General features: G+C 65.2%; 13 protein-coding genes and 1 pseudogene. 5 read left to right on the top strand and 9 right to left on the bottom strand.

What is annotated here, in order from left to right; translation table 11 throughout:
* The first annotated feature begins 14 nt into the window (after positions 1 to 14).
* The 4 genes from NTD80_RS14685 to NTD80_RS14700 all read left to right on the top strand — a co-directional run bounded on the left by NTD80_RS14685 (position 15) and on the right by NTD80_RS14700 (position 3,482).
* On the top strand, positions 15 to 647 hold the full coding sequence (locus NTD80_RS14685; RefSeq protein ID WP_262134124.1) for a glutathione S-transferase family protein: 633 nt from the start codon (positions 15 to 17) through the stop codon (positions 645 to 647).
* Positions 648 to 665: 18 nt separating this feature from the next.
* The gene (locus NTD80_RS14690) at positions 666 to 1,586 is read left to right on the top strand and encodes a LysR family transcriptional regulator (protein ID WP_262134125.1); all 921 of its coding nucleotides are present in this window, start codon (positions 666 to 668) and stop codon (positions 1,584 to 1,586) included.
* On the top strand, positions 1,586 to 2,470 hold the full coding sequence (locus tag NTD80_RS14695) for a LysR family transcriptional regulator (RefSeq protein ID WP_262134211.1): 885 nt from the start codon (positions 1,586 to 1,588) through the stop codon (positions 2,468 to 2,470). The genes NTD80_RS14690 and NTD80_RS14695 overlap by 1 nt, the downstream gene beginning before the upstream one ends.
* A gap of 79 nt (positions 2,471 to 2,549) precedes the next feature.
* Positions 2,550 to 3,482, top strand: a complete 933-nt coding sequence (locus tag NTD80_RS14700; protein WP_262134126.1) for a pyridoxamine 5'-phosphate oxidase family protein — start codon at positions 2,550 to 2,552, stop codon at positions 3,480 to 3,482.
* 25 nt (positions 3,483 to 3,507) lie between these two features.
* Here NTD80_RS14700 and NTD80_RS14705 read toward each other — a convergent pair.
* Positions 3,508 to 3,933, bottom strand: a pseudogene (locus tag NTD80_RS14705) (Sbal_3080 family lipoprotein); the annotation flags it as partial.
* 225 nt (positions 3,934 to 4,158) lie between these two features.
* Here NTD80_RS14705 and NTD80_RS14710 point away from each other — a divergent pair.
* Complete coding sequence (locus tag NTD80_RS14710; protein WP_262134127.1) at positions 4,159 to 5,499, top strand: PQQ-dependent sugar dehydrogenase; 1,341 nt, start codon at positions 4,159 to 4,161, stop codon at positions 5,497 to 5,499.
* Between the two features lie 423 nt (positions 5,500 to 5,922).
* Here NTD80_RS14710 and NTD80_RS14715 read toward each other — a convergent pair whose 3' ends face one another.
* The 8 genes from NTD80_RS14715 to NTD80_RS14750 form a co-directional block, all read right to left on the bottom strand.
* The gene (locus tag NTD80_RS14715; RefSeq protein WP_262134128.1) at positions 5,923 to 6,717 is read right to left on the bottom strand and encodes a helix-turn-helix transcriptional regulator; all 795 of its coding nucleotides are present in this window, start codon (positions 6,715 to 6,717) and stop codon (positions 5,923 to 5,925) included.
* Positions 6,718 to 7,101: 384 nt separating this feature from the next.
* Positions 7,102 to 8,202, bottom strand: coding sequence for an LLM class flavin-dependent oxidoreductase (locus tag NTD80_RS14720; protein ID WP_262134129.1), 1,101 nt, complete (start codon positions 8,200 to 8,202; stop codon positions 7,102 to 7,104).
* On the bottom strand, positions 8,199 to 9,152 hold the full coding sequence (locus tag NTD80_RS14725; RefSeq protein ID WP_262134130.1) for an LLM class flavin-dependent oxidoreductase: 954 nt from the start codon (positions 9,150 to 9,152) through the stop codon (positions 8,199 to 8,201). The genes NTD80_RS14720 and NTD80_RS14725 overlap by 4 nt, the downstream gene beginning before the upstream one ends.
* Positions 9,153 to 9,168: 16 nt before the next feature.
* Complete coding sequence (locus NTD80_RS14730) at positions 9,169 to 10,146, bottom strand: LLM class flavin-dependent oxidoreductase (RefSeq protein WP_262134131.1); 978 nt, start codon at positions 10,144 to 10,146, stop codon at positions 9,169 to 9,171.
* Positions 10,143 to 11,123: an LLM class flavin-dependent oxidoreductase gene (locus NTD80_RS14735; RefSeq protein ID WP_262134132.1), complete on the bottom strand. Its 981-nt coding sequence runs from the start codon at positions 11,121 to 11,123 to the stop codon at positions 10,143 to 10,145. Before NTD80_RS14735 ends, NTD80_RS14730 begins: the two co-directional genes overlap by 4 nt.
* Entirely contained in the window at positions 11,120 to 12,034 is a 915-nt protein-coding gene (locus NTD80_RS14740) for a 5'/3'-nucleotidase SurE (RefSeq protein ID WP_262134133.1), read from the bottom strand. The genes NTD80_RS14735 and NTD80_RS14740 overlap by 4 nt, the downstream gene beginning before the upstream one ends.
* Positions 12,031 to 13,368 (bottom strand): LLM class flavin-dependent oxidoreductase, encoded by a 1,338-nt coding sequence (locus tag NTD80_RS14745; protein WP_262134134.1) that lies wholly within the window; start codon positions 13,366 to 13,368, stop codon positions 12,031 to 12,033. The genes NTD80_RS14740 and NTD80_RS14745 overlap by 4 nt, the downstream gene beginning before the upstream one ends.
* Before the next feature lie 57 nt (positions 13,369 to 13,425).
* Complete coding sequence (locus NTD80_RS14750) at positions 13,426 to 15,861, bottom strand: TonB-dependent receptor plug domain-containing protein (RefSeq protein WP_065904104.1); 2,436 nt, start codon at positions 15,859 to 15,861, stop codon at positions 13,426 to 13,428.
* Positions 15,862 to 15,881 lie beyond the last annotated feature (20 nt).

The raw sequence follows: 15,881 nt of genomic DNA on the forward strand, positions 1-15,881 counted from the left end.
TTTCGGAGCCTTCCATGTCCCAGCCTGCGATCAAACTCTACGGTTATCCATTGTCCGGCCACACTCATCGGGTCGAGCTGATGCTGTCCCTGCTGGGCTTGCCCAGTGAATTCATTCTGGTCGACCTCAAGCAGGGCGCGCACAAAGCGCCTGAATTCGTCGCCACTCTCAATAGCTTCGGCCAGGTGCCGGCGATTGACGACAACGGCACGGTACTGGCGGACTCTAACGCGATCCTGGTGTACCTCGCGAGCACCTACGGCAAAGGCCAATGGCTGCCGAGCGATCCCGTAGGCCAGGCGCGCGTCCAGCGCTGGCTGTCGGCCGCCGCCGGGCAACTGCACGCCGGCCCCGCTGCGGCACGCCTGGCCCTGGTGTTTGGTGCCCAGGTCGATACCGACACCGCGATCAGCCGTTCCCACGCCCTGCTGCAATTGGTGGAGCAGCAACTGCACCAGAGCCGCTTCCTGGCCAGCGAACAGCCGAGCATTGCCGACGTGGCCTTCTACACCTACGTGGCCCATGCGCCGGAAGGCAATGTGTCGCTGGCCGACTACCCTCATGTACGCGCCTGGCTCGCCAGCATTGAAGCGTTGCCAGGGTTTGTCGGCATGCCGCGCACGGCGGTGGGGCTGCAATCACACTGATTTTCACGAGGCCTGTCGATGGACCGATTCCATGAAATGCAGGTGTTCCTGGCGGTGGCCGAGGAGGAGGGCTTTGCCGCCGCCGCGCGCCGCCTCAACACCTCGCCACCCAGCGTGACCCGCGCCATTGCCGCCATGGAAGCGCGGATCGGCACGCAGTTGCTTGCGCGCACCACCCGCAGCCTGCACCTGACGGAAGCGGGCCAGCGTTATCTGGAAGACTGTCGGCGCATCCTGGCTGAACTCGACGAGGCCGAGGAAGCGACGGCGGGCAGTTATTCGATTCCCTGCGGCCACCTGACGGTGACCGCGCCGGTGTTGTTTGGCGAGCTGTATGTCGCACCGGCGCTGGGGGAATATCTCGACCGTTTTGCGCAGGTGAGTATCAATGCGCTGCTGGTCGATCGCGTGGTCAACATGCTCGACGAAGGTATCGACGTGGCCGTGCGCATCGGCCATCTGCAGGAGCCGGGGCAGCAGGCGATCAAGGTCGGTGAGGTGCGCCGCGTGGTGTGTGCGGCGCCGGCTTACCTGGAGCAGTACGGCCGGCCCCGGCACCCCTCGCAGTTGCGCGATGCGAAGATTGCGACCTCGTCCTCCAGTCAACTTGTCAGCGAATGGCGGTTTGTCGAGGATGGCCAGCCACTGACCGTGCCGATTGAGCCGCGCCTGGTGGTGACGGCGAACAATGCGGCGATCAACCTGGCGAGGCAGGGCTGGGGCATGACGCGGGTGCTGTCCTATCAAGTCGCCGCAGCGGTGGCGGCCGGTGAGCTGGAGATTGTCCTCGAGGCTTTCGAGCCCGCGGCGCTGCCGATCCAGGTGGTGTTCCAGAAAAGCCCGCGAGTGCCGCCCAAGATCAACACTTTCGTGGATTTCCTCACCCACCGCCTGGGTCAGGACGCAGCCCTGAACCCGGCGATGAAGCGACGCGGATGATGGAGCGATACCGCGATATGCAGCTGTTCGCCGCGCTGGCCGGGCACCCGAGCCTGGCCTCGGCGGCGCGCAGTGTCGCGGTGTCCGGCCCGACCCTGATGCGCGCGGTTGCCCGCCTGGAAGCCCGCCTGCGCGTGGCGCTGCTGGCGCGCAGTACGCGCGGCGTCAGCCTGACCGAGGCTGGCCAGGCCTACCTGGCCGACTGCGTGCGCCTGCTTGCCGCCGTGGACGCTGCACAGGCTTCGGCCAAGGGCATGCACGATCAGGCCCAGGGTAATTTGCGCGTGTTCCTGCCGCTGCTCTTCAGCCGTTATGTGATGGCGCCCGTGTTGGCCGGTTATATGGATCGCTACCCCGACGTGCGCCTGGTGGCGCACTACCACGACTACTACCCCAACCTGCACGAAGAGGGGCTGGACGTGGCGATTTTGGTGGGCGAGCTGCCCAGTTCTTCCCTGGTTGCGCGACCGGTCGGGCACGTGCGGCCGATCCTGTGTGCCAGCCCTGGCTATCTCGCTGCCCATGGCGAGCCGCGGCACCCGGACGCGCTCAAGCAGCATCGACTGGTCGCCAGCACCAACCCGGTCGATTGGGTTTTCAAAGGCGGCCCGCTCAAGGCGCGTGCGCGCTTGAGGTGCACCACGGTGCAAGGTGCGATCAATGCGGCCGTGCAGGGGGCGGGGCTGATTCGCTGCCTGAGCTATCCCGTGCATGAGCACCTCCTCAGCGGTGAGCTGTGTCGTGTGCTGCCGGACTATGAGCCGCCGCCGTTGCCGGTGCACGTGGTGTACCGCGACGGCCGTCATGCGCCGATGCGCGTGCGCAGTTTTGTCGACCATTGCGTGGCGGCGCTGCGGGATCATCCGGCATTTCAGTTGGTGTAACAGTCGATTGCCCGGCGTGGGCATTCTCCTGTGGGGTGCCAGCGCGCACCATCGGCCTATCCACTCGGAGGTGAGCAGCATGAATCCCATCGAACATTCCCCTTGGCATGCCGGCGAACGGTATCTGCAGCAGAACGCCGGCGCCGCCGAGCGCATGGCCGTGGTCGGGCCCAAGGTGATCCGCGATCACTTGCCGGAGCAGCATCGGGACTTCTATCCCCTGTTGCCGTACCTGGTGCTCGGCGTGGTGGATGAACAAGGGCTGCCCTGGGCGACGATGATCGAAGCCGCGCCAGGGTTCGCGCATTCACCCGACCCGCAGACCTTGCAGATCGACAGCGTGCCGTCCGTGAGCGACCCCGCCCGTGCTGCGTTGCATCGCGGCGCCAGCGTGGGCGTGCTTGGCATCGACCTGAACACACGCCGACGCAACCGCCTGAATGGCCGGATCGGCAGCCTGGGGCACGAGGGTTTTTCGATCGAGGTGGTGCACACCTATGGCAACTGCCCTAAATACATCCAGCTACGGCCGGTGGTTGGCGTCGCACGTAGGCCCGACACGCGGGTCGAGCGCCTCGACGGCCTGGATGCTGCGGCCCACGCAATGATCCGCAACGCCGACACGTTCTTCGTCGCCAGCTATGTCGATGTCGCCGGCGAACGCTCGGTGGACGTGTCCCATCGCGGCGGCTACCGCGGTTTTGTACACGTGGAAGGTAATCTGCTGACCATCCCCGACTTCGCCGGCAACCTGTTCTTCAACACCCTGGGCAACCTGCACGTGAACCCGGTGGCGGGGTTGTTGTTCATCGATTTCGAATCGGGGGACGTCCTGCAGGTCGCCGGGCGCACCTCGTTGATCCTCGACGGACCGCAAGTCGCCCGCTTCGAAGGCGCGCAACGCTTGTGGACGGTCACCGTGGAGCATCTGGTGCGGCGTCCGGCAGCCCTCGCGTTGAGGTGGCGCTTCGTGGAGTTCTCGCCGCACAGCCTGGCTATGGGAAATGGGTAGCCTGGGGATTGGCATAGGAGGCTGCAGGGAACAACTGGTTGGTCATCTCGATGATCTTGTTCTGTGCGCTGATGAACTTGTCCGGACGCCCGCCACCCCAGGTCGCGTCATACAGCGCCTGGCCGACGCGGTGACCGTTTTCAAACACCTGGATGTCGGCAAAGGTCATGTACAGCGCAAAGTCCCAGCTCCAGGTGCCGATGTAGGTGGTCGACAGTGCACAGCTCGCGGGCGGACTGCCCGGCGGCAACTCGCGGGTCTGGAAACCCTTGCTGCGCAGCTGCGCGGTGTAGGTGCTGTTGAACCCGCTGCGCAGGCCAGCGGCGGGAATCATGCAGATTTCAGCCGACTGGGCGGGTGACAAGGCCACCGGGGTAACGGTCTGCGTAATGCTGCACCCCGAGAGGAAAAGGGCGGTCAGCACAACAGCGGAAGCAGATAGCGGGCGCATAGGGACTGTCCATGTCTTGAGTGATGGCTTAATGATAGCTGATCCCTTGCAGGAGCCCGGCTTGCCCGCGATTGCATCAGGGTCGCTGTCGCCAGCAAGTGCGATGGCCCTTCGTGGGCTCAAGGCATTCGTGCCCTGCGGTTAAAACTCAATTGCGCCATCGCCGGTGTTTACCCCCGGGTCATCAGGCAATACTGCGTCGGGATTTTTCCCGAGGTTTCAAGCATGAACAACCCGAGCCGACTGGCGCTCCTGATCACTGCTGCGGCGGTTCTCACTGCCTGTGGCGAATCGTCCAAGCTGCCCTTCCAGGCCGGTGTCGGTCCCACGCCCCAACTGCCCGAGCCCAGCACTTCGCTGATGCCCACGCTCAAGGTGTCCAAGGCCGTGGGCTGGCCCGAGCAGGTGCAGCCGCGTGCTCCCGAAGGCTTCACCGTCACCGCGCTGGCCAACCATCTCGACCACCCGCGTTGGGTCTACACCTTGCCCAACGGCGATGTGCTGGTCGCCGAAAGCAATCACCCGCCGATGCCAGAAGGCGCGACCGATGGGGGCAGCGGCTTGATCGCCTGGGCCCGCCGCACCGCGATGGGCATCGTCATGGGCCGCGTCGGCGCGGATACGCCGAGCGCCAACCGCATCACCCTACTGCGCGATGCCGATCACGATGGGCATGCCGAGGTGCGCAGCGAGTTCCTCACCGGCCTCGCGTCGCCCTTCGGCATGGCGCTGGTGGGCGATGAGTTGTACATCGCCAATGCCGACGCGGTGGTCAAGGTGCCCTATACCCCGGGCCAGACGCACATCGACGCCACCCCGGTCCACGTCACTGACCTGCCGGCCGGCATCAACCACCACTGGACCAAAAACCTGCTGGCCAACCCGGAAGGCACGCGGCTGTACGTGACCGTGGGCTCCAACAGCAACGTCGGCGAAAACGGCCTCGACGCCGAGGCAGGCCGCGCGGCCATCTGGGAACTGGACATCGCCAGCGGCGCGAAACGCCTGTTTGCCAGTGGCCTGCGCAACCCCAACGGCCTGGCGTGGAAACCCGGCTCCACGCAGCTGTGGACGGTGGTCAACGAACGCGACGAAATCGGCAGCGACCTCGTGCCCGACTACCTCACCTCGGTGCAGGACGGCGCTTTCTACGGCTGGCCGTGGAGCTACTACGGTGCTCACGTCGACATCCGCGTGCAGCCGCCACGCCCGGACAAAGTCGCCCAGGCCATCGCCCCCGAGTACGCCCTCGGCACCCACGTCGCGCCGCTGGGCCTGACCTTTTCCGACGCCCGCAGCATGCCGGCGGCGTTTGCCGATGGCGTGTTCGTCGGCGAGCACGGCTCGTGGAACCGCAACCCACAGGCGGGCTACAAAGTGGTGTTTATCGCCTTCAAGGACGGCCAGCCGACGGGCACACCGGTGGACTTCCTCACCGGCTTCCTCAATGCCGAGGGCGAAGCCCAAGGCCGTCCGGTGGGCGTGACCCTGGACGCGCAGGGCGCATTGCTGGTGGCGGATGATGTGGGGAATACGGTGTGGCGGGTGGTGCGGGACAAGCCGTGAGGCTGGGGTAGCTGGTGCTCTGAAATCCCCATGTTTGATGGCAAGTAGGCTTCCCGGGGCAAGTGACTTCTTATGGCAAGTGGGCTTCCTGGGCCAAGTGATTTCTTGTGGCAAGTGGGCCTTCTGGGCCAAGTGATTTCTTATGCTAAGCGGGCTTCCTGTGGCGAGCGGGCTTGCCCCGCGTTGGGCTGCGAAGCGGCCCCAAACCAGGCGGCGTGATTTGCCAGGAAATACCGCGTCGATCTTACTGGGGCCGCTGCGCAGCCCAACGCGGGGCAAGCCCGCTCACCACAAACCGATCGAGGCTCACTACCTGGAGCATTGGCCGCTGGAGCGGGTGATGCGGGAGGCCTAGCGCCGGTTTTTCCTTCGCTAGGCGCAGCAGACGCCGCAGACCTGGTTGGCCGCGAGCTGGTCGGTTCATCAGGCGCCGACCATCCATTTGGCCAGGCCGTGTCGACCGCTCACACCAAGCTTGGCGGCGGCGCGCTTGAGGTAGGTTTCGATGGAGCTGTTTTTCACGCTGAGTTTTTCCGCCATCTGCGGCACGGTGCCGCCCGTCAACAGGCCGAGGCACACCTCTTGCTCGCGCGCCGACAGGGTGATGTCGCCCAGGGACAGGCGTTTGTAGAACGCCTGCTGCAACTGCGACTGCTCCAGCAGGGTGTGGGCCGGCTCCAGCGCGGGAGACGGCGCCTGACGCAGGCTCTGGGCGTGGCACTCGATCAACGGCAGCAACGTGTCCGACAGGCACTTGAGAAACGACAGCTGTGCCAGGGAAAACCCGCGCTGGGTCGGCGGGCGGTAGAACGAAATCACGCAGCGCCGATTGCCCTGGCGTGACACCAGGTTGCACTGGTGCGAGGTGCCCCGTGGGTGCGCGCTGTCGGCCTTGGCCTTGAGCTGGATCAGCAACGGGTCCTGCATGCCGAGCATGTCGCGCAGCAGCGGGTGGTCGTTGATCGAGTGCAGGGTCAGGGGCGGCGGCAGGTCCTGGTTCTGGCCGGCACTGCCGAGCAATTTGATATCGAGCACGCGCTCGCGCAACTCGTCCAGGGTCCATTCACTGAGGTCCACCAGGTGGATCGGTACCCATTTATCCACCAGGTGCAGCATGTGGGCGGCAAAATCCGCGTGCCCACAGTTGGCAATCAACTCGCCCATTTCGGCATAAAAATGCGTGCTTTGCGTTTTGGCAAAACTACTCGTCAAACTCATAGCCATCTCATCCTTGATGTCGAAAACCGTCACACACTCCCTGGGCCTCTACGGGACGATCCGTTCTTCATGAAGCAGAGTCGGCACTCGACCGTTTAGTTATCCTGGGGGTTCGTCCTACGTATGTAGCAGAAACGAGGGACACAACGTGCCATAAAAACATCGTCATTAATTCGACGTTTCTGACGGTCCATTCCGGCTGAGATAAATCGTAAATAGTCTTTAGATATGGATAACTGGCTGATAAATAAGATAAAAATAACTTTAAAAAGTCATTCCTGAAAAAAATTCAGCGCCGGGATATAGCCAATTTCCTACAGCCCTTTAATCGTTTCAGCAGTGAGCCCTTCGCCAATCCCCAAGAGGTCGAGCACACCTGTGCCGCTAGCGCAGCAGCGGCAACACCTCCGCCCCCACATGAATCGCCTCTTCCAGGTGCGGAAAACCGGACAGGATAAAGCTGTCCACGCCCAACTGGTGATACTCCTCGATCCGCTCCGCCACCCGTGCATAACTGCCCACCAGCGCGGTGCCGGCGCCACCCCGCACCAGGCCGACCCCGGCCCACAGGTTGGCTGACACTTCCAGCTCCCGCGCCCCACGGCCACGGCCTTGCATCAACTGGGTCTGCCGGCTCTGGCCGACGGACTCATACGTCGCCATCTGCCGTTGCGCCTGGTCGATGGCATCCTTGGGGATTTCTTCCAGCAAGCGCTCCACATGCGCCCATGCCGCCTCATCGGTAGGCGCGGCGAACACGTGCAGGCGCAGGCCGAAGCGCAGGGTACGGCCCTGGGCGGCAGCGAGGTCGCGCATGCGCTGGATACGTTCGGCGATCATCGCAGGCGGCTCGCACCACATCAGGTAGGTCTGCCCATGGGCCGCGCCGACGCGTTCGGCGGCTTCGGACGCGCCGCCGAAGTAGATCGGCGGCGCAGTCGCCCCCGGCGCCATGGGCGTGTGGATGCCGCTGCGGTAATAACGGCCGGGGTGCGTCGGTGGCTGGCCGGCCCAGACGGCCTGGAACACTTGCAGGAACTCGGCGGTGCGCGCGTAGCGTTCGTCGTGCTCGAGAAAGTCGCCGAGGGAACGCTGCTCGAAGCGGCTGGAACCGGTCACCACGTGCAATGCCAGGCGGTTTTCGCTGAGCAGTTGCAAGGTCGCCGCGCGGTGCGCGGTGTAGGCGGGCAGCTCCAGGCCAGGACGCAGGGTCAGCAGGAATTTCAGGCGACGCACTTCCTGGGCCAGCACCGCGGTGATCAGCCAGGGGTCTTCAAAGCCGCTGGCAGTCGGCACCATGATGCCGTCGAAGCCGGCCTGTTCGGTGGCGCGGACGATCTGGCGCAGGTAATCCAGGGTCGGCGCGCGTTCGCCTTGCTGGAACAGCCCGACCTTGGGCAAGCCGCTGCTGGTGAGGTGGCGCCCGTCGCCATTGGTGGGCAGGAACCAGTCCAGCTGGATCGGTGGGCGTGCATCAGTGTTCATGAGCGCTCCTTGCGCAAGAGAGGGACAACCTGTTCGCCAAAGCGCAGCACTTCGCTGACCGCCGGCCCGCCTTCCAGGATCAATTGGCTCAAACCCAGCCCGTGCAGTTCCTGCAGGCGCGTAGCGATCTGTTGCGCCGTGCCGACCAGGATCAGCGGCTGGCCCGGCGCCAACTGCAGCAGGTTCGGGTGCACTTCCCATTGGCGCAGCGGGTGGCGGGCGCGGGGCAGGGTGGCCAGCAGCTCGTCGGGCAACGCCGGCACCGGCAGCAGCGTGGCGGCGGTTTCCCAGGCGAGGTCTTCGCTGTCGCCGAGGATCAGGCCAAAGGTGCAGGCAAACTTGAGCGACGGTTGAATCGCGCGCCAGCGTTGGATTTCCTTGGCCAGCGCCTTGGGAGGGCCGGGCGCAAGCAGGCAGGTCTGGGCATGCGCGGCGAGCAACGTGTGGCTCTGGCTGTCGTCCAGCACCAGCGCGGGCGCGGGCAATTCACGGCGGGCGACGCCGGCGTTTTCCAGCTGGAAGTAGCGGCCTTGGTAGTCGAGGCCGGTGTCATTGGGCGCGAGCAGTTGCTGGAGGATGTCCAGGTATTCGCCGATGCGTTCGCTGCGCTGGTCGCGGTTGAGCCACTCGCCAAACGCGCTGCGCTCACTGTTGGGCAGGTGCAACTGCACACGGTGGTTGCTGATCGATTGCAGGCTTTGCAAGGTCGTGGCCAGCGCCGCCGGCAGCATCACCTCGGGCGGCACGCTCACCGACAATTGCACCCGCTGGGTGTGTGCGCACAACGCCGCCGCCACGCCCAGGCTGTCGGCACACAAGGCCCCGCCGGGAATCCACAGGCCGTCGAGGCCGGCGTATTCCACGGCTTGGGCCAGCTGAATCCACTGCCCCGGCCGTGCCGCCCAGTCAGGGGTACACAGGGGCATCAGCCAGCTGAATGCTAAGGGCATGCACACGCTCCACTCTTCATGGTCTTTTCCAACCCAAGGCCGGGGCAATGTCCCTGGCGAGGATTTCCAGGCGCTTGAGGATCTGCGCCTGGGTCGAACTTTCGGCCTGGACGACAGCGATCAGGTCATCAGCATAAGGCAGCAGCGAGGGATCGTGCTGCATGCTTTCAATCACTTCATCGGGATGGCCGTGGTGCACGTTCATCAGGCGCAGGTGTTCCTGCAGATCGACGGCCTGGTCGATCAGCCCTTCGCGTTGCAGGCGCGGGATGTGCCGCTCGATATCCACCGCCAGCTCCGCCTGGGCGCTGGCGCGGTCCGCCGCCGGGAACACCGCCCGGACCACGCCGATACGCGGCGCGCGGCCTGGGTGGGCCCAGGCCTTGAGGTACGCATCGGCCAAGGGCTTTTGCACGGTCAGCGGATCATGGGTCGCGGTGCCCAGCAGCAGGCCGTTGCCCTGTTCGGCGGTGTAGGTGGCGCCGTCGATGCTGGCGTGGGAGTGCCACAGGCGCTGGCGCAAACCGCGCGCGGGCGGCTGCAGGGTGAGCCCACCCGTCAGTGGCTCGCCCTCCAGCAGCCGTTGAAGCGTTTGCTGGCGCTCGGCGAACTCCGCCTGGCGTCGACTCGGGTCGCGTTCGAACGCGCTGAAATTGTCCAGGTTGGCGCCGCCGCTGCCCAGGCCCAGTTGCACACGGCCGCCGCTCAAGGCGTCGAGCACGCTGGCGTCCTCGGCCAGGCGGATCGGGTCTTCGAACGGCAATACGATCACCCCGGTACCCAGCTCGATACGCTGCGTGCGCTCGGCCACCGCCGCCAGCAACACCAAGGGTGACGGCAGGCGCCCAAAGCCGTTGCTGAGGTGGTGCTGGGCAATCCAGCCGCTGTCGAAACCGAGGGCTTCGGCCACTTCGAATTGTTCGATCAGGTCGCGGTAGACCTGCTGTGGATCATCGCCAAAAGCGTGGCTGAGAAAGCCCAGTTTGAACGTCATGACGGGGTTCCTGTGGGCTGCCAGCCCAGGGCTGGGGCAATGTGTTCGCGGATGATTTCCAGCGCGCGAATGGCATCGCGCAACGGCGTGCTGACGGTCTGCACCTGCAGGATCAAATGGTCGTGGGCGGTCAGTGCCGGGCCTTGCTGCAACTGCTCGATCATCTGCTGTACCGGGCCGTGCAGGACGCCGAGGCGCTTGAGAGTCGTGTCGAAATCGTCATCGATCGCGCCCTTGAACACACCAATGCGTTGCTGGCGCTGCACATAGGCGCGGATGTCGTTGCGGGTGGCGTCGTCCGGTGCCGGGAATAGCGCCTGCACCCGCGCGACCCGCGCCGGAGTGCCGTTGTCGCCGGTCCAGGCATTGCGGTAGCGGTTCACCAGGTCTGTGCCGGCGTCGGCGGGCTGGTGCGGGTTGGGCGCCATGATCAGGCCGTGGCCGCGTTCGGCGACCAGTTCCACGCGGGAGGTGGCCTCCCATAACCGATGGCTCAAGCCGTTGGCGCGTGGCAGCAGGCGCGAGCCGCTGTCGGTAAGGGGCGCGTTGCCGAGTGCGTTGAGCAACTGGTGCAGGTGTTGTTCGTAGTCACGATGGCGCGCGTCATGTTCGCGGCCGAAGGCGAGGAACGTCTCGGGGTCGAAACCTGCGCCGAGGCCCAACTCCAGGCGGCCATTGCTCAGCAGGTCGAGCACCGCCGCGTCTTCCGCCAGGCGCAGCGGGGGTTCCTGGGGCAGCACGATAATCCCGGTGCCGAGGCTGATGTGCCGCGTGCGCTGGGCCACGGCGGCAAGCAATACCAGCGGCGCAGGCAGGCGTCCGTGCTCACTGGCGAAGTGGTGCTGCGCCACCCAGCCGCTGTCGAAGCCCAGCGACTCGGCGACCTTGAACAGTTCCAGGGTGTCGCGGTAGACCTTGGGGTCAACGCTGGGGCTGTAGACCCGGCTGAGGAACCCCAGGGAAAAGCCGCCACTCATGGTTTCACCTCCTGCGCCAATTGCCTTTGCAGCGCCGGGCCGGCGCTGACTGATTCCGGCAGGCCACTGAAGGGGCTAATGGTCAGGTAACCCTTGTTCAGCCAAACCGCTTCGTCGTTCTGTTGCGCAGCCGTCGCGGCAGGGCTGTATTGGAAACCGATGCCCGGCTTGCCCGGCAGGTTGAACTGCTTGAGGTCGTCGGTGTAGAGCGCCTCGAAACCCACATAGCTGCCGACCCGGGTGAGTTTCACGCCTTTGATCTGCGCGTCCTTGGGCAAGTTGATGTTCAGGCCCAGGCCCGGCGGCAACAGCGCGCCGTTGGGCTGGCGATGTTGATCGAGGGCCTTGACCAGTTTCGCCACCAGCAGGGCGGCGCGCTGCGGGTCTTTTTCCTTCAGGTCGGTACTCACCGCCAACGCCGGGATCCCGGCCTGCAACGCCACGCTGGCAGCATTGAAGGTGCCGGAGGCCATATTGATCGCCCCCAGGTTGTTGCCGGGATTGGGACCGACGATCACCAGGTCGGGGTGCGGCAGGATTTTATTCAGGCCCATCAGCAGCGCCATCACTGGTGTGCCGCTGATTTCGATCTGTACCTCCTTGCCGGCGCAGTCGGCGCTCTGGCACACGCCTTTTTCGAGGGTGCTGAGGTAATAGCTGTCCGGATAGGCCGGGTCGCTGTCGTGGCCGACCGTTACTTCGCGGCCGAAAAAGAACGCGCCGCCACGTGCACTCTGGTCACTTTGCGGCGCGGCAATCTTGACGTTGTGGCCCTGGGCCTTGAGCTCGGTGTACAGGGCGCGAATATTGGGGTGCTGATAACCGTCGTCGTTGCTCAGCAAAATGTTCAAGGCAAACGCCTTGGAGGCGATCAGGCTGGCAAAGGCGAGCATCCATGCGCTGCGTTTCATGCGGTGGCTCCTTGGGTGAAGCGGTTGGGCGGGCGCGGCAGGCCGAGGTTGTCGCGCAGGGTGGTGCCTTCGTACTCGAGACGGAACACGCCGCGCGCCTGCAGCAGCGGAATCACCTGCTCGACGAACAGGTCGATGGCGCCGGGAAAGTATGGGAAGAACACATTGAAGCCATCGCAGGCTCGAGCCTGGAACCAGCGCTCGAAGTAATCGGCGACGTCCTCGGCGGTTCCGATCACCGGGTTGCCGCCAGCCAGGCGCAGGTACAACTGGCGGATGCTGAGGTTTTCGCTGCGCGCCAGTTCCAGCACTTTGTCGCGACGGCTGCCACGCTGGCCCACCGGGGTGTCCGGCAGCGGGCCGTCGAGGTCATGGCCGGACAGGTCGATGTCATCGCCCAGGGTGTCGGCCAGCAGGCGCAGGCCCAGCACCGGGTCGATCAGCGCCTGGAATTCCTCGAACAGCGCCTGGGCCTGCTCGCGGGTCTCGGCGATGAACGGGGTGACACCGGGCAGGATTTTGACGTGGTCCGGGTCGCGCCCGAGGGCGGCGGCGCGTTGCTTGATGTCCTGGTAGAACGCCTGGGCGCTTTCAAGGCTATGGGCGTGGGCAAAGATCAGTTCGGCGACGCGCGCGGCCAGTTGCTTGCCCGGCTCCGACGCGCCGGCCTGCACCAGCACCGGGTGGCCCTGGGGTGGACGTGCCACGTTGAGCGGGCCCCGGACGGCAAAGTGTTCGCCCCGGTGGTTGAGGGTGTGCAACTTGGCCGGGTCGAAGTATTCACCGCTGGCCTTGTCGCGGGTGAAGGCGTCGTCGTCCCAGCTGTCCCACAGGTCCTTGACCACGTCGTGGAATTCTTCGGCGCGCTGGTAGCGGTCGCCATGGTCCACGTGGTTTTCCCGGCCGAAATTCCAGGCTTCGTCGGAGACCACCGAGGTCACCAGGTTCCAGGCGGCACGGCCCTTGGACAGGTGGTCGAGGGAGGCGAACTTGCGCGCGATATGGTACGGCTCGTTGTAGGTGGTGGTGGCGGTGGCGATCAGGCCGATGTTGCGGGTCACGGCGGCCAGGGCCGACATCAGCGTCAGCGGCTCGAAGTGTTCGGCGCGGGCGGTGCGGCTGAGGGCGTCGTGGTGATGGCCCCACAGCGCGACCACATCGGCGATGAACAGCGCGTCGAACTTGCCGCGCTCGGCGGTCTGCGCGATGTGCTTGAAGTGCTCGAAATCCAGGCTCGCATCGGCCTGGGCGAGGGGGTGACGCCAGGCAGCCACGTGGTGGCCGCTGTTGGCGAGGAAGGCCCCCAGTTTGAGTTGATCGGTGCGGCGGGTCATGAACGGGCTCCCATCGAGGTCAGGCACGGAGCCGGCGAACCGGCCCCGTGGGCTGGGTCAGAAGTTGTAGGTCACGCCGGTGTACCAGTAGCCGCCGGTGGTGCCGTAGGGCGAGAAGTTGCCGTAGGGGAAGCCGCCCGAGCTGCTGGCCAGGTCGGTGCGTTCCGGGTACTTGTTGAACAGGTTGTTGGCGCCGGCATTCAGGGTGATTGCCGGGGTCAGGTGGTAGTCGATATTGAGGTCGGTGATCCACGCCGGCGAGAAGGTGCGGTCGTAGATTTCAGCCGTACCGTACTGGGTGTATTCGCCGTAGCGGGTCAGGTTGAGGCCGACTTCCAGCTTGTCGTAGGTCCAGGTGGTGCCCAGCAGCAGCTTGGATTGCGGCAGGCCGTACTTGAGGTTGCCCTGGCGCTGACGGTCGTAGCCACCGTCCGGGCCGAGGGCCTGGGCGGCGACGGCGGACGCGTGGATGTCGTCGATCTGCGTGGTGTTCCAGTTGAAGCCTGCGGAGTATTTCAGGCTGCCCCAGGCGCCGATGTCCTGGCGATAGTCGCCGACCAGGTCGATACCTCGGGTGGTGGTATCCAGGGCGTTGGTGAAGTAGGTGACGGCCTGGTTCGGGTTGAGCCCGGCGGCGGCGAGAATCGCGCTGATCTGCGGGGTGCCGCCGAGGTAGCCGGTCTGGGCGATGCGGTCCTTGATTTTGATCTGGTACGCATCGAGGGTGATGTTGGTGGCGTCCGTGGGTTGCAGGGTGATGCCAAGGCTGAAGTTGGTGGATTTTTCCGGCTTGAGCTTGCTCGCGCCCAGGGCCTTGGCCACGTCGGAATCGACCGCCACGTTGCGGTAGTCGAACAGCTGGCCATTCACGCTGGTCTGCGAGGTTGCGCTGTAGATCTGCTGGGCCAGCGATGGTGCGCGAAAGCCGGTGCTGACGGTGCCGCGCACGGCCAGGATCGGGGTCAACTGGTAGCGCGTGGAGAGCTTGCCGTTGGTGGTGTTGCCGGAGCCGTCGTCGTAATGCTCGTAGCGCCCGGCCAGGTCGACGTGCCATTTATCGGTGAAGTCCTGGCCGATTTCGCCGTAGGCGGCCAGGCTGTCGCGGCTTTTCTCGGCGGCGTCGGCGGGCGTGGTACCGGCACCGGAAATGGTCCCAGGCGGGATCAGCGCGCCGTTGGCACCGGTGCTGAACGGCCCGCTGGCGTAGGAGGCTACGTCACCCTTGCCGATCTTGTAATCCTCGTAGCGATGTTCCAGGCCCCAGGAAATCTGCGTGGGCTTGTACAGGCCGAGGTCGAAGGCGCGGGTCAGGTCGAGGTTGTTGGTCCACTGGCTGAAGGTTTTTACCCCGGTGTCCACCGAGGTCGGCGACGTCGGGCCGTAGCTCAGGTTGTAGGTGTCGGTGAGGGTGGCGCGCGCGTGGTCCTGGCCAAACGTGCTGGACAGGTCATAGTCCCAGCCGGCGGCCTTGCCCTTGCCGCCGAACGCGACCTGGAAGTCTTCTTCGATAAAGCGCAGGTTGTCTTCAATCCCTTCCGGATAGGGCGTCTGGATGCCGTTGAAGCTCGACGGCTGGTGGAAGGCCAGGGGCTTTTCCGAGTTGCGGTGGGTGTAGGTGGAAAACGAATACAAGGTCAGCGCATCGTCCACCGGCAGCTCGGCGTTGTAGCCCAGGCTGAAGTTCTTTGCCTCGGGCAGGCCGGTGCCGTAGTAGGTGTGCTGCAGACTGGTGTTGCCGGCAGAGTCGGTGTACGGCGCGTTGTCGGAGCGGTCGGAGATGTTTTGTTTTTTCACGTCCAGCGCCAGGTTGATAAACCCGTCGTTGGGCAGGGCCAGGCCGATATTGCCGGTCTGCCGAGCGGTTTCGCCGTCGCCGTTCTCATAGTTCTGGCCGTAGCTGGTGGACAGGCTGCCGCCGTGGTCGGTCTGCTTGAGCACCACGTTGACCACGCCGCCGATCGCATCCGAGCCGTACTGGGCCGAGGCGCCATCGCGCAGCACTTCCACGTGATCCACCAGGGCGGTGGGGATCATGTCCAGGTCCACGGGTTGCGAGCCGGAGTTGAGGTAAGTGCCGTTGTTGAGCAGCGCGCTGTTGTGGCGGCGCTTGCCGTTGACCAGCACCAGCACCTGGTCGCCGTTGAGGCCGCGCAGGCTGATCGGGCGGACCACCGAGGTGGAACCGAAGCCGGAGGACGCCGGCTGATTGAGCGACGGCAGCACCTTGCTCAAGGCGCGGGTCAGGTCGCCTTGGCCGGTGGCGAGCAGTTGCTTGGAGGAGATCACATCCACCGGCGCCGGGCTTTCGGCGAGGGTGCGCGCCTGGCCACGGTTGCCGATCACCACCACGGTGTCCAGGGGGTTGTCGCTGGCCGGGGCGTCGGCGGCGAGGGTCAGGCTGCTGTAACTGGCGGCCTCGCACAGGGCGAGGAATAACAGCGTGTGGGCGAAGGCCTTGCGGGGCCTGCGGCCGGCGGCGCGGGATGCATTCATGATGGGCAACACTCCAATGG

The sequence above is a fragment of the Pseudomonas sp. 13B_2.1_Bac1 genome (genome assembly GCF_025466155.1).
In the GTDB taxonomy this organism is placed as follows: Bacteria; Pseudomonadota; Gammaproteobacteria; order Pseudomonadales; family Pseudomonadaceae; genus Aquipseudomonas; species Aquipseudomonas aylmerensis.